This is a genomic window from Dehalogenimonas sp. THU2 (assembly GCF_039749495.1).
Lineage (GTDB): Bacteria > Chloroflexota > Dehalococcoidia > Dehalococcoidales > Dehalococcoidaceae > Dehalogenimonas.
Genome location: NZ_JBDLLU010000005.1, coordinates 123,906 through 137,730 on the forward strand (window position 1 = coordinate 123,906; position 13,825 = coordinate 137,730).

At 51.4% G+C, this 13,825-nt stretch carries 15 protein-coding genes; 11 read left to right on the plus strand and 4 right to left on the minus strand.

Annotated elements, in window-relative coordinates:
- Positions 1-2 precede the first annotated feature (2 nt).
- The 9 genes from ABFB09_RS04220 to ABFB09_RS04260 all read left to right on the plus strand — a co-directional run bounded on the left by ABFB09_RS04220 (position 3) and on the right by ABFB09_RS04260 (position 10,017).
- Entirely contained in the window at positions 3-956 is a 954-nt protein-coding gene (locus tag ABFB09_RS04220) for a YidC/Oxa1 family membrane protein insertase (RefSeq protein WP_347000129.1), read from the plus strand.
- Positions 874-1,533, plus strand: a complete 660-nt coding sequence (jag, locus tag ABFB09_RS04225; RefSeq protein ID WP_347000130.1) for an RNA-binding cell elongation regulator Jag/EloR — start codon at positions 874-876, stop codon at positions 1,531-1,533. The genes ABFB09_RS04220 and jag overlap by 83 nt, the downstream gene beginning before the upstream one ends.
- A gap of 230 nt (positions 1,534-1,763) precedes the next feature.
- The gene (locus ABFB09_RS04230; protein ID WP_347000132.1) at positions 1,764-3,656 is read left to right on the plus strand and encodes an AMP-binding protein; all 1,893 of its coding nucleotides are present in this window, start codon (positions 1,764-1,766) and stop codon (positions 3,654-3,656) included.
- Positions 3,656-4,540, plus strand: a complete 885-nt coding sequence (locus ABFB09_RS04235; protein ID WP_347000134.1) for a branched-chain amino acid ABC transporter permease — start codon at positions 3,656-3,658, stop codon at positions 4,538-4,540. The genes ABFB09_RS04230 and ABFB09_RS04235 overlap by 1 nt, the downstream gene beginning before the upstream one ends.
- 57 nt (positions 4,541-4,597) lie before the next feature.
- The gene (locus ABFB09_RS04240) at positions 4,598-5,653 is read left to right on the plus strand and encodes a branched-chain amino acid ABC transporter permease (protein ID WP_347000135.1); all 1,056 of its coding nucleotides are present in this window, start codon (positions 4,598-4,600) and stop codon (positions 5,651-5,653) included.
- A 77-nt stretch (positions 5,654-5,730) separates the two neighbouring features.
- Positions 5,731-7,008 carry an ABC transporter substrate-binding protein gene (locus ABFB09_RS04245; protein WP_347000138.1) on the plus strand — a complete coding sequence of 426 codons (1,278 nt, stop codon included), beginning with the start codon at positions 5,731-5,733 and terminating at the stop codon, positions 7,006-7,008.
- A 57-nt stretch (positions 7,009-7,065) separates the two neighbouring features.
- Positions 7,066-7,857, plus strand: coding sequence for an ABC transporter ATP-binding protein (locus ABFB09_RS04250; protein ID WP_347000140.1), 792 nt, complete (start codon positions 7,066-7,068; stop codon positions 7,855-7,857).
- 38 nt (positions 7,858-7,895) lie between these two features.
- On the plus strand, positions 7,896-9,164 hold the full coding sequence (locus ABFB09_RS04255) for an AMP-binding protein (protein WP_347000142.1): 1,269 nt from the start codon (positions 7,896-7,898) through the stop codon (positions 9,162-9,164).
- A 1-nt stretch (position 9,165) separates the two neighbouring features.
- Positions 9,166-10,017 carry an ABC transporter ATP-binding protein gene (locus tag ABFB09_RS04260; RefSeq protein WP_347000144.1) on the plus strand — a complete coding sequence of 284 codons (852 nt, stop codon included), beginning with the start codon at positions 9,166-9,168 and terminating at the stop codon, positions 10,015-10,017.
- Here ABFB09_RS04260 and ABFB09_RS04265 read toward each other — a convergent pair.
- The gene (locus ABFB09_RS04265; protein ID WP_347000145.1) at positions 10,014-10,277 is read right to left on the minus strand and encodes a hypothetical protein; all 264 of its coding nucleotides are present in this window, start codon (positions 10,275-10,277) and stop codon (positions 10,014-10,016) included. The two genes, ABFB09_RS04260 and ABFB09_RS04265, sit on opposite strands and share 4 nt — an antisense overlap.
- Positions 10,278-10,516: 239 nt before the next feature.
- On the opposite strand from ABFB09_RS04265, the gene ABFB09_RS04270 reads away from it, so the two are divergent.
- Positions 10,517-10,768 carry a hypothetical protein gene (locus ABFB09_RS04270; RefSeq protein WP_347000146.1) on the plus strand — a complete coding sequence of 84 codons (252 nt, stop codon included), beginning with the start codon at positions 10,517-10,519 and terminating at the stop codon, positions 10,766-10,768.
- Positions 10,769-10,778: 10 nt separating this feature from the next.
- Here ABFB09_RS04270 and ABFB09_RS04275 read toward each other — a convergent pair whose 3' ends face one another.
- Together ABFB09_RS04275 and ABFB09_RS04280 are read right to left on the minus strand one after the other, a co-directional pair.
- Complete coding sequence (locus ABFB09_RS04275) at positions 10,779-11,183, minus strand: PaaI family thioesterase (RefSeq protein WP_347000148.1); 405 nt, start codon at positions 11,181-11,183, stop codon at positions 10,779-10,781.
- Positions 11,180-12,691 (minus strand): cobyric acid synthase, encoded by a 1,512-nt coding sequence (locus ABFB09_RS04280; protein WP_347000149.1) that lies wholly within the window; start codon positions 12,689-12,691, stop codon positions 11,180-11,182. Before ABFB09_RS04280 ends, ABFB09_RS04275 begins: the two co-directional genes overlap by 4 nt.
- 135 nt (positions 12,692-12,826) lie before the next feature.
- Between ABFB09_RS04280 and nth the strand changes: the two genes are divergently transcribed.
- Positions 12,827-13,468: an endonuclease III gene (gene nth / locus ABFB09_RS04285; protein ID WP_347000151.1), complete on the plus strand. Its 642-nt coding sequence runs from the start codon at positions 12,827-12,829 to the stop codon at positions 13,466-13,468.
- Between the two features lie 154 nt (positions 13,469-13,622).
- Here the strand turns inward: nth and ABFB09_RS04290 are convergent.
- Positions 13,623-13,825: hypothetical protein (locus tag ABFB09_RS04290; RefSeq protein WP_347000152.1), on the minus strand; the 203-nt coding region annotated here is incomplete at its 5' end.

Genomic DNA, 13,825 nt, shown 5'->3' on the forward strand with positions numbered 1-13,825 from the left:
GAGTGGATATAGGTTCGATCTGGGATATTATCATCCTCAACCCGTTGATCAACGGGATGGTCTGGCTTTCCAGTATTCTGTTTCACAGCTTCGGATTGACCGTAATCGTACTGACCGCAGTTATCTTCGCGATAATGTATCCGCTGACCATCAAGCAGATGCGGGCAGCTCAGGCGATGCAGGAATTGCAGCCCAAAATCCAGGCTTTGCAGAAAAAATACGCAAAAGATCGGCAGCGCCTGGCCCAGGAACAGATGGCCTTGATGAAAGAATCCGGCGCCAGCGCTTCAGGTTGCCTGGTACCGATGGTGATCCAGATGCCCGTCTGGATCGCTCTTTATCAATCCATCATCCGCGTGTTGGCGGTGACGCCGGAAGATTTCCTTAATCTTTCTGAGCGCTTGTACGACTGGCCGGTACTCTATCAATCCTTGCCACTCGACAGCCAATTTCTTTGGATCAATCTGGCCGTACCGGATTATGTTCTGGCTCTGTTCGTCGGTCTGGCGATGCTGATACAACAGAAGATGACCATGGTGCCTTCAACCGATCCTAAAGTAGCCGCACAGGGCAAGATGATGTTGTTCATGATGCCTGCCATGTTCGTCTTTATCTCGATCACCTTTCCGGCAGGTCTGGCGTTGTACTGGTTGACCTCAAGTATTTTACGTGTCATCATTCAGTTCTTCGCCACTGGTCCCGGGGAACTGAAACCCTGGTTTCAGGGCATGGTGGCCAAGTTTGGCCCTGACAAGGGTGTTAAACCCCGCGTCGCAAGAGTTGAAAAATCACCTGCTAAACAGCCGGTTCAAGTTGTGGTGGAACAGACTGAGGAGATAATTGATGAGAGATCTGGAGATATTCGCACGGACAGTGGACGAAGCGATAAGCAGCGCCCTGGACAAGCTAAAGGCAAGCCGGGAAGAGGTGGAGATCGACGTCATAAGCGAAGGTAGTCATGGGATATTCGGTCTGGGGGCTGAAGAAGCCTGTATTATCGCGAGGTTAAAAAATGACATCACGAACCGTCCGGTTACACGAGCCCATGACGCCGTGTCGGTCATTCAAGAAGTAATTCAAGCCCTTCTCGATCGGATGGGCCTGGACGCTGGTGTGGAATACCTTCCGGATGCTATGGTAACGGAAGAAACTGGTAACGAATCCGGTATGGTTTTCGATATCCTGGGTGAAGATCTGGGATTATTGATCGGACGGCACGGTCAGACGCTGTCCAATTTCCAGTACCTGGTCCGCATTTTGGTAGCTCAGCGAGTTGGCGAGTACCTTCCGATCGTTGTCGACGTAAACGGATATCGTCAAAGACGTTTCAAAGCTTTGGAGACCCTGGCCAGGCGTACCGCGGAGCAGGTGCGCATCCGTAGAGTACCGTTCTCCCTTGAACCCATGCCGGCTTTTGAGCGCCGCATTGTCCACCTGGTATTGGCGAACGATCCAGCGGTGACAACCGAAAGCGTCGGTGTAGGTGAAGAGCGCAAAGTAGTTGTGGTACCCCGTGAAGGGTTATCAAAATAAATCAGACCTAGACCCAAAGTCTTAGTCTGATTTGACAGTGTTTTCGACAATGTGTTAATCTAGCGACATCATGTTTTTCGGCAGGTTTAGCTACACCTTCGCCTTTACCAAGCGCACCAGAGTGCGCTTGGGCTGGTCGAACACGAACTAAACAGAACTTAAAAGGTTAAACTTAAAGACCACCTCCCAAGCGGAGGTGGTCTTTGTTTTGCGGGAGGTACTAGTACCAGGTGGAATCACGCACCATACCGGGACTTATAAAACGCAACGCCGAACGCTGGCCGGATAAACCGGCGATGTGCTACAAGAACCTGGGCGTGTGGCAACGTTACACCTGGCGTGACTACTACGAGAAGGTGAAGTATTTCTCGCTTGGCCTGCTTAGTCTTGGATTGGAACCGGGCGATGTTGTAGCCATCATCGGCGACAATGAGCCGGAATGGTTTTGGGGCGAGTTCGCCGCGCAGGCCGCAGGTGCGATACCCACCGGTATATACGTTGATGCGGTGCCGGATGAAGTCAAGTTCGTAGTCAATCACTCAGGGGCAAGCTTTGCCATAGTCAATGATCAGGAACAGGCCGACAAATTTCTGGAGATACGGGAAGCGGCGCCCCAGCTACGAAAGGTCATATACTGGGACCCGAAAGGCCTCAAAAACTATAATGATCCACTGTTGATCAGCTTCCCCGAGGTTATCGCTCTCGGTAAAATTTACGAGAAAGAACACCCCGGATCGTTCGAGGAGTCACTTTCTAAAATCAAACCTGAAGATACCGCCTTCATTTACTATACCTCCGGCACTACCGGTCAACAGAAAGCCGCCATCCTGACGCACAAGGCGCTTATTGCCACCGCCTCCGGTTTCGTCACCCGATATCCGCTGGAAGCTAAAAGCGACCTTATATCCAATTTCCCGGCAGCCTGGGTGGGCGACAGTTTTTTTGCTACTATTCCGCACCTGATATCAGGCGCCCGATTAAATTTTCCTGAAGAACCGGAAACAATAGCCTCGGATACAAGGGAGATTGGCCCGCACTTTGTTATATATGGCCCCCGGCAATGGGAAGGGGTTGTCTCTGATATACAGGTGAAAATGATGGACGCTCACCCGTTCAAAAGACTGGCCTATAAAACATTCCTGCCGGTGGGTTATAAGTTGGCTGAGGCACGCTTGTCCGGTATTGAACCGGGAGTTCTCTGGAGAGTTTTAGGTAAGGTGTCCACCGGATTGATGTTCCGCCCGCTTAAAGACAGGCTGGGACTGAGCCGGGTTCGCTGCGCCGTTACGGGGTCTTCGGTGCTGGCTTTGGATACTTTCAAGCTGATCCATGCTATTGGCATCGAATTGCGGCAAAACTACGCCAGCACCGAAGCTGGGTTTATTTCCTCGCATTCCGGAGGTGAAATTGCCTTCGAAAGCGTAGGACGACCGGCACTCAACACTGAGGTGAGGCTGACGGGCGAAGGGGAGCTTTTTGTTCGTTCGGATTGTATGTTTTCAGGTTATTACAAGGATGAGGCTAAAACCAAAGAGAGTTTCGCTCCCGGAGGTTGGTTTCGTACCGGTGACGCGGTTAACATAAATGAAGCCGGTCATCTGATATTTCTCGATCGTTTGAAGGACATGGGCGAATTGAAAAACGGGGTGAAATTCGCACCCCAGTATATCGAAGGCCGGCTGCGCTTTTCTCCTTATATCAAAGATGCTATGGTCCTGGGAGACAAGGAAACAGAGTACGCCTCTGCCATTATCAACATAGATTTTTCAATGGTCAGCAAATGGGCTCAGAATAACCATCTCAACTTCACTACCTACGTCGATCTTTCCCAGAAAAAAGAGATTGCCGACCTTGTCACAAAAGATGTGATGAGGGTAAACAGTTATCTTCCCGAACATTCGCGGGTCAAGAAGTTTGTAATTCTACATAAGGAATTCGATCCCGATGAAGCGGAACTCACCCGTACCCGCAAACTACGCCGCGGCGCAATGTACGAACGCTACAACAACCTTATCAGTGCAATGTATGGTGAAAACCAGGAAGTTGTAGTGGAAGCGCCGGTGACGTATCGTGACGGACGCAAGGGCGTGGTGACGACATCCATTAAGGTGAGGTCATTATAATGGCGGACCTTCTGCAATTCGTATTGACCGGTATCACGGTTGGTTTGGTTTACTCACTGATTGCTCTTGGATTCACTTTCATCTGGAAGTCTTCCAGCGTTGCCAACCTGGCGCTGGGACAAATGGTGCTGCTGTTTTCCTGGATCGCGTATGGGACGATGCAACAGGCGGGTTTACCTTTTTGGGCAGGCTTGCCTGTAACTATCGCCGCCGCTGCCGGGATGGGCTGGATACTCGAGCGTGTTGTGTTAAGACCTCTTATCGGACAGCCGATATTGTCATTGATCACCGTCACCCTGGGCGTGGCTTTTATCTTTGAAGGCTTGGTAAGTATGATTTGGCCGATAAGTACCGCGGCCATGCCGGATTTCATTCCGGATGAACCGGTGCAGATTTTCGGGGCTGTGGTTTCCCAGGAATATCTGTGGGCGGCGGGTATAGCGTTGGTGCTTTTCGTTCTCGTGAGTATCTTTTTCCGCTACCATAAGATGGGTGTGGCCATGAGAGCTACTGCCGACGACCAGATGGCTGTCTGGGCATGCGGTATACCGGTCACTAAAATCTTTTCCGTCTCCTGGATGTTCGCCGGGGCGTTGGCTGCCATCGGCGGTGTGCTCATGTCCAGTATCGGTGGTATTACACACGGTCTGGTCGAAACCGGGCTGAAATCGTTTTCGGTGGTCATTCTTGGCGGATTGGATTCATTTTTAGGTGCCATGGTAGCCGGCCCAATTATCGGTTTAGCGGAAAATCTAGGTGGAGGGTATCTAACGGAACATACCTGGTCAGGCATAAAGGATGTTATTCCCTTTATCATCATCATTATTGTGTTGTTCGTTAAACCCTATGGTCTGTTTGGGCAGGTTCGTATTGAAAGGATTTAGCGCGTGCGCAACGTAATCGTAAATACACGCTGTCGAAATCGGAGCGGTTGGAATTAGATGAGCACAGGTTTACCCTGCGGAACCCGTAACTACTCTTATGCTGCCGATATGGCCATTATCCGCACTAAAACGCATTGGGCATTACTGCTCGTAGGTCTCGCTGTTCTATTCACCGCACCACTCTACCTCTCCGTCTATTGGTTGGGAGTCGTTAATCTTATTGGAATCACTATCGTTGCAGCAATGGGATTGAATCTACTTACCGGATATTGTGGTCAGTTATCGGTGGGGCACGCCGGTTTTATCGCTGTTGGCGCTTTCACCTCCGCGGTACTTACATCCAGACTGGAATTACCGTTTCTTATCGCGTTGCCGCTCGCAGGTTTAGGTGCCGGTCTTATCGGTCTTCTATTCGGTGTAGCCTCATTAAGAGTCAAAGGCTTTTACCTCGCGATAGCCACGATCGCCGCTCAAATTATAATTATGTGGGTTATTAACCACTTAGAGATCACCGGGGGCTTCACCGGTATGAGTGTACCGCGGGCGGAGATATTCGGTATCACCTTCCGCTCGCCGCAGAGTTTGTTTTTTCTCATTATGGTGGTAACAGTTGGGGTCGTATTCTTTGCTAAAAATCTGGCGCGGACCCGCATAGGACGGGCTTTCGTGGCAGTGCGCGACAATGATCTGGCTGCCGAGGTCATGGGTATCAATCTCTTCCGCTACAAATTATTGGCTTTCTTTATCGGCTGTTTTCTAGCCGGAGTCGCTGGATCGTTGACCGCTCACTGGATCAGTTTTGTGTCGACAGAACACTTCTCGATTACAGACTCAATACTTTACGTCGGCATGATAATCATTGGTGGAGCGGGCACCGTCTTGGGGCCCATCCTGGGAGCCATCGCTATTCGTCTGTTACAACAAGGCGTAACCTTTTTGTCACCCACGCTTGAGTCATCCGTCGACTGGCTTCCATCCGGCTTTACTGCCGGGCTGGCGCCTTTCGTGTTTGGTTTGGTAATCGTGCTTTTTCTAGTACTGGAACCACGGGGATTGGCCCATCGCTGGAACCTCTTCAAAGCCTCCTACCGGCTATGGCCGTTTTCACACTGACGGTAGGAGGGGAAACACACATGTGAACTTGAGAATTCAATCGAGTTGGGCGAACAGGTAAATCGAAGGAGGAAGAAATGAAAGGTAAAAACTGGGTGAGAAGGTTATCGGTAATCGTCTTGTCAATGATTCTAGTTAGTCTGCCGGTTTTAGCAGCAGGCTGCGGCGATGAGAACCCGGGGGGGACAACAAATCCAACCGATGAGGTTAAGCAACCCCTTAAAATTGGAATCATGTATCCCCAGACTGGTGTGGCAGCATCGAAAGGGCAACCGATGTCGGCCGGAGTATTGGACGCCATCAAATACATCAACGAAGAAAAAGGTGGCGTTCTGGGTCATGAGATTCAAGTCATAGCACGTGACAATGGATACGACGCCGCCAAATCCACAACAATTATCAACGAATTCATCTCGAGCGGCGCTTTGATGTTCACTTCCCAAGCGTCGGCCATGATGTCGGTGGTAATGGGAATCGCCAACGAAGCTTCACTACCCGGCTTCACTGTTTTCTCCGCACCTTCCATCACCCAGCCGGCTAAGCACATTTACGCCCAGATGCCGGATTACGGCGATGGTTGGGCGGTCTTCGCTGACTACTACATGAAAAACGTTTGGAAGGGATCCGGCGCTCCTAAGATGGCACTCATGTTGCTCAACAATCCTACTGGCTCAGGTGCTAAGGATGCTGCCAATAAACTTGCGGCCTCTATGGGAATCGAGATCGTAGCCATTGAAGAGCATACCTCGACCACCTCCAACGAAATCGAAGCGTTAACCCGTATCGCTGCCAAGAATCCCGATGTGATCTTTATTTCCAGTACTCCCCAGCCGACGTCGGTCATCGTAAAAGGCATTCGCGATGTCCAGGCGACCGGCAAACTGGCCGGGTTAAGTATTGGCTGCGGGCATGCAAGCTACACCAGCCAATTAGTTGACCTGGCCGGCGCGGCCAAGGTTGAAGGCGTCTACGGCGTTTTCCCCACCGTGAGTTGGGGCGAGAATGTTGCTGGTATGGCCAAGATGACCGAGTACGCCCAGAAATACCATCCTGACTTTGCTAACAACATGGACTACATCACTGCTTGGGCGGAGGGTCTTTTAATCGCTAAAATACTGGAAACAGCCATCCAGAATACTCCCGGTGGCGCAGCAAATCTGACCCCAGCTAATGTGGAAAAATACGGTTTCCAAATGCTTAACTATAATGTTGAGGGATTGCATGGCCCGGTGACATATACACCCGGTGACAACCGGTTATCCAAGGCCATGCGCGTATTCCAAGTTAAGAGCGGTGTTATTACCGCGATCAGCGATTGGATCAACGCAGCCTACATAGACTATGGCTTGAAGTAATATCGGCGATGGGAGAGTCCTTCCAAGAAAGGGCTCTCCCATCGAGTACAGGCAAAAATGCTTAAACTCAACAATATCGAAGTTGCCTATCTCAACGTCATCCGTGTGCTGCACGGCGTTTCGCTGTCGGTTCCTGAGGGGCAGATCGTGACGCTGTTGGGAGCTAACGGAGCCGGCAAAACAACGACGCTAAAGGCCATCTCGGGGCTCCTGCACGTTGAAGAGGGAGAAGTCACCGATGGTAACATCGAGTGGGACGGCGAGCGTATCGACAAGAAGAACCCGGAATACATAGGCAAGCTGGGTATCGTACAGGCGTTGGAGGGAAGGCGTGTCTTCGAACACCTGACCGCTGAGGAAAACCTGATGGTCGGGGCTTTCAATCGAAAAGACCGGCAAGAAGTTAAGAATGACCTGGAGATGGTCTACAACTACTTTTCTCGGCTGAAAAACCTTCGTAATAACACAGCAGGATACCTTTCCGGCGGCGAACAACAGATGGTAGTTATCGGTCGAGCGATGATGGCCAGGCCGAAGCTTATGATGCTGGATGAACCATCGCTGGGCCTCGCGCCTCTGATGGTGGAGGAGATCTATAGTATCATCCGGCGCTTCAATGAAGATCAGAAAACCTCGGTGTTACTGGTGGAGCAAAATGTGCGGGTCGCCCTCTCTATCGCTCACTATGGCTATGTGATGGAAAACGGACGGGTGGTGCTGGATGGAACGGCTGATTTTCTTAAGAACAATGAAGATGTCAAAGAATTCTACATGGGTCTTTCCGCAGTAGGGCAGAAAAAGAGTTATCGCGACGTCAAACATTATAAAAGGCGTAAGCGCTGGCTGTAATTTATATCCCCTAATGTCATTTTGAGAGTATAGAAAGATTGATTGATCAGCATTACGATAAAATGGAATCAATGACCGCGGCCGAGCGACAAGTTTTCCTTGACGCCCGACTGGTTAATGCCATTGCCCGCGCCTTCCGAGGAGCGCCTGCCGCTAAAACCCTGATGGCGCAGGCTGGCGTCAAACCCGCTGATATCAAGACGTCAAAGGATATGGAAAAGCTTCCGATTACCCGAAAATCGGACCTGATCGAACATCAACAAAAGCGCCCTCCATATGGCGGTTATTTTGTAGGCAAAAAGGATGACATCGAGCGGATCTTTATCTCACCTGGTCCTGTTTATGAACCATTGCATTTTTCACACATAAAGTGGTTCGCCAGGTCATTTTGGGCGGCCGGTTTTCGTAAAGGCGATGTGGTCATCAATACATTCACCTATCATTTATCTCCTGCTGGCACCCTTTTTGGTGAGGCTCTGCGGCATTGCGGCGCGACGGTCATCGTAGCCGGTGCGGGTAACACCGAGATTCATATCAAGGCTATGAAAGATCTCAAGGTTAATGGTTTTGTCGGTACTCCAAGTTATCTCATGTCGATCATCAAAAAGATTGAAGAAACCGGAGATTTCAAGAACGATTTCAATATCCGGAAAGCCTGGTTCACCGGTGAAATGCTGTCGCCATCGTTACGGCGGGTATTCGAAGATGATTATGGGATCGACACCCGGCAGGCTTACGCCGTAACTGAGCCGGGCGGTGCGTTGGCATTTGAGTGTTCGCAAAAATCCGGATTACATTTGATGGACGATTACTTCATTGAGATTGTCGATCCGGTTTCCGGAGAGCAGTTACCGCCGGGCGACATTGGTGAAGTTGTGGTCACTCCACTGAATAATCCTCATTGGGGGCTGTTGCGCTTCGGTACTGGGGACTTGTCGAGATTGGTCGTTGACGAATGCGCATGTGGCCGAACCTCACCGAAACTTGCTGGGTTGCTTGGGCGTACCGGTGAAGCGGTTAAAGTCCGAGGGATGTTCGTGGTTCCCAAGCAAGTCGAAGCCATGCTGGCGGCATTTCCCGGTGTGGGACGCTTTCAACTCGTCGTTACCCGCGAGGGTACCCGTGATAGTTTGAAGTTACGGGTCGAAGTTGGGCCGGACACCTCGGTAAGAGAATCTTTATTACGAACGATCGAAACAGCTTTTCAAAGCGCCTGTGTGGTTAAATTGGACGGCATCGAGGCGATGACGCCGGGAAGTATACCTGCCGACGCCAAACCCGTCATTGATGAGCGAAATTGGGATTAGCATGATCGAAACAAACTTAACACCGGACATCGATATCATAAAACCGATCAAAGTCAGCCTGCGTAATATTACGCTGTCGTTCGGAGGCATCACCGCTCTCAAAGATGTATCGGTGGATATCCGTGAAAACGAGATACTGGCCATCATCGGACCAAATGGCGCCGGCAAGACCTGCTTGCTGAATTGCCTCAATGGCTTCTACAAGCCTCAAAAAGGCGAGATCATCTACGAAGGTAAGAATATCTCCCGTATACGTCCGGATAAAGCCGCTAAAATTGGTCTGGCACGTACTTTCCAGAATATCGAATTATTCTCCGGGCTGACGACCATGGAAAACGCTATGGCCGCCCGGCACGTGTTTATGAAACAGAATCTCCTTACCGGCGGTCTCTACTTCGGACCGGCGCATGGCGAAGAAATTAGGCATCGCCGGGTTGTTGAAGACATCATCGATTTCCTGGAGATCGAATCGGTGCGTCACCACGTGGTCGCCACTTTACCTTACGGTATGAGGAAGCGTATCGAACTGGCCAGAGCACTGGCGCTGGAGCCGAAGGTTCTTCTGCTCGACGAACCTATGGCTGGCATGAACACCGAGGAGAAGGAAGACATTGCCCGGTTTGTGGTGGATATCTTCGAGGGGCAAGGTGAATGCTACCCGGAAACACCGGTGCTCCGAGACGGGGTGCGGACCATCGTTCTCATCGAGCATGATATGGGTGTGGTCATGGACCTGGCGGATCGCATCGTAGTGCTGGATTTCGGACGGAAGATCGCCGAGGGGACACCTGAAGAGATCAGGAACAATCCGCAGGTTATATCCGCTTACCTGGGAGAGAGCGCCAAGCGCTAGTCCGCGTTATCCTCTTCCGCCATAAGCTTGTCGCGGTAGTCCGTGATACGGCGGCATAACGGGCCTTCGCATTTCAGCGTCAGTCCCATTTTCTTCGCCTTCTTTTCCATATCGGCCAGGCTCTTCTTGTTCGTTGAATCGTATTTGGGGTAACTGGCGCATTTCACTGAGCCGTCCGGATAGACCATGATGGTGATCTCATCATTAACGGCGTCGCACTTGATAGTGGTGGCGGTTAGTTGCCAATCAGGCTTCGACATGGCGGTATTATAACATATGACCCAGAGTTGGCGGCAACCCGTTGACATTGGTTTGCATCATCCAGAAATATCCGGTGTCGCACCTATCGAAATTAGGTAAAATTACGTATTGTGACAAAGCAATCGACGTCATAAAATGAAATGATCACAGTTAGCGGCGTTTACACTGAAGCCGGAACTAACAAAATGACGTGAATTTCGTTTTAACTAGTGAGATCACATTCCAGGAGTCCATCAAAATGGCGAGCAGAGTCGATACCATAAAACGAAGTCGATTTAACGAAGCTGTAGCATCGGCGCCTGAAACCGACGAAAACGGATTATCCTTACTGATCGGTGGACTGGTCGTCTTTGGCCTGGCGCTGGGCGGTCTGGTTATCGGTTATGTTTCACCGACGATAGAGTGGGCCAGCACTGCGGTGTTGGTTTCAACCGGCACTGTGCTGACCGGTTCAGGCATCTGGAACCTAGTCAAAGAACACCTGCCGTAAGCTGAAAGCTTCATCTTTCCAGGGGAATGCTGGTGCCGGTAGCCCGGGCGATCAGTTTGCCACTCTGATCCTCAACACTTATCTCGGCCATGACCATGCGCTTGCCTTGTTTTACCACCCGGCATTCGGCGAAAAGCTCATCGTCCGGCATCGGCGGCGCCAGCAGGTGTGTGTTGAACTGGCAGGCCACAGTGGGGAAGTGCAGGGTGTTAACCGCGTAACCGAAGACTGAATCTGCCAGGGTCATGATGATGCCGCCGTGCACCAATCCCGCAAAGTTCAGAAACTCCGGTTTAAGCTTCAAACTGGCCTTGGCGTAACCTTCGTTGATTTCGACAAGTTGGATGCCGAGGAAGCGCCAGAGCGGCTCTACTGCGCTGCCGCCCCGGAGCATCTCGATATTCTTCTCGCTCAAGCCTCGACGCCTTCATCGAGGATGCGGTAGACAGCTTCCATATCCAGCGAGCTTCTGACCAGATCGGCCAGGGCGTCGTAGTGTTTATCCTTGTCCAATGGGGCGTCATAGACACGTTCCGGCAAACCTTTGCGTTTGCGCAGGTTGTTCATCAGACCGCGCCGGAATCCGTGGCTCAGGAAGATGCCGTGGATGTAGCTGCCGATGACGGTGCCGCTTTCGTTGATGCTGCCGTCGACGTAATCCGCCGGGCCTTCCTGGGTCTCGTTGATGTGGAACGGGTGATGCGGGCTCACGGTGCGGCCCATGTGGATCTCGTAGCCGGTGAGAACCTCACCTTTAAGCCCGGCCAGCAAGCCGCGGTCGTCGGTGATGACGCCCTTGACCTGGGTGGTGGCTTTTTCACGGGCGAAGGTGGTCTCGGCGTCGATCAGCCCCAGTCCCTCCACGGTATCATGGTCCGACTCAACATGGTCCGGATCATGGATGACCTTGCCCAGCATCTGATAGCCGCCGCAGGCGCCGAAAACCGGCGTGCCAGCTTTGGCTTTCTTTATCACTGCATCGGCGACGCCGGACTGGCGAATAGCCTGAAGGTCCGGCACCGTCGTCTTGGAGCCGGGGATGATGATAAGGTCAGGATTGCCCAGTTCATCGGGGCGGGTGATATATCTCAAGTGGGCACCGTCTTCAGCCAGCGCGTCGAAATCATCGTAGTTGGAGATGCGTGGACTGCGGATGATGGCGATATCGAGGTCCGCCTCCGCCGAGGCATCATGGCGCTCATCGAGATATACAGAATCTTCCTGCGCCAGGAGGATGTCACGGTAGAACGGGACTACGCCCAGCACCGGCACCTTGGTCCGGTTCTCCAGGTAATCATTGGCATCTTTAATAAGACTCACGTCGCCGCGAAACTTGTTGATGATGAAGCCCTTGACCAGCTTCCGTTCTTCCTCGTCTAGTATCTCCATGGTGCCGACAAAGGATGCATAAACGCCGCCGCGATCGATATCACCGGCTAGAAGTACAGGGGATTTCGCGAGTTTGGCGATCCGCATGTTTGCAATCTCGCGTGCCTTCAGGTTTATCTCAGCCGGGGACCCCGCGCCTTCGATGACGATGACATCATATCTTTCGCGAAGGTAATCCAATGATTCCTTGACTTTTTCCAACAGAAACATGGTATGTTGATAGTATTCCTTCGCCGAGGTGGTGTCGTAAACCTTTCCGTGAAGGACGATCTGAGCTCTGGAATTACTCTCCGGTTTGAGCAGCACAGGGTTCATGTGGATGCTGGGGGCGATACCGGCAGCCTCCGCCTGCATGGCCTGAGCGCGGCCGATCTCGCCGCCCTCGGGCGTTACAAAGGCGTTCAGAGCCATATTTTGTCCCTTGAAGGGGGCGACCTTGTAGCCGTCCTGCTTGAAGATGCGGCACAGAGCGGCGACGAGGACGCTTTTGCCAACGTTGGAGGAGGTTCCCTGAATCATAATTATTTTTGTCATAGGGTTATTATACCAGCACCGGATTGCCAAAATATACCGCATACTCGGAAATTACAAATCTCAAGCTCCAAATCTCAAATATTTAACTAATCCCGCGATATTGCCAAAGGGATAATCAGGGGTTAAACTAAAACCATGACTGAAAAAGCCGCCGACATCAACGAAACCATAAAACACCTCAAGAAGAACTACCCCAGGACGCACATTGCTCTGAACTTTACGACACCGTTGGAACTCCTCGCAGCCGTTATCCTATCTGCCCAGACCACCGACGCTGCCATCAACTCATTGACGCCGGCGTTATTTGCCAAATACAAGACCGCACAAGATTATGCCAGGGCTGACGCCGAGGAACTGGAAACGATCATCAAGCGCTCCGGGTTTTATCACAACAAGGCCAAGAGCCTCATCGGCATGGGTAAGACGCTGGTGGAAAAGTTCGGCGGTGAAGTACCCCGGACGATGGCGGAACTGGTCCAAATCCCCGGCGCGGCCCGGAAAACGGCTAACATAGTGCTGTGGAACGCCTTCGGCAAGATCGAGGGCATCGCGGTGGATACCCACGTGGCCCGATTGTCGAACCGCTTGGGCTACACCCAGGAAAAAGACCCGGTGAAGATTGAAAGAGACTTGATGAAAATCGTACCCCAGGATGAATGGGGACGGTTCGCCCATCTTCTCCAGGATCACGGGCGGGCGATATGTATAGCGCGAAAGCCGAAATGCGGGGAGTGTTTTTTGAACGATATTTGTCCCTCCGCGTTTAAAGGCACTTGAATTCCCGATCAGTGATCTTTAATGATCAAGCATTCTATCTGTATTAGAATAAGCGTAATTATGCTTCTTTCGTGTCAAAATATTGAACTTTATTTACCTGAATAATTGTTATTTGGTGGCTCTTCGATTAATACCCTGATGGTTATACTAGGCCTTAAGGATTAATAACGAGGAGGCGTAGAATGAACTGCTGGGAATTTAAAAATTGCGGGCGACAAGGTAGTGTCCCGTCAAGTGGTGTAAATTCATGATTGGTGGTTTCCCGAATCATTAAGGTTGTAAAGCCATGATAAGGGGTTCCTCCTGCGCCCCTTCCAGCGTTTTCTTCATCGAATCCACAGAAAAGTAGCGACGTCC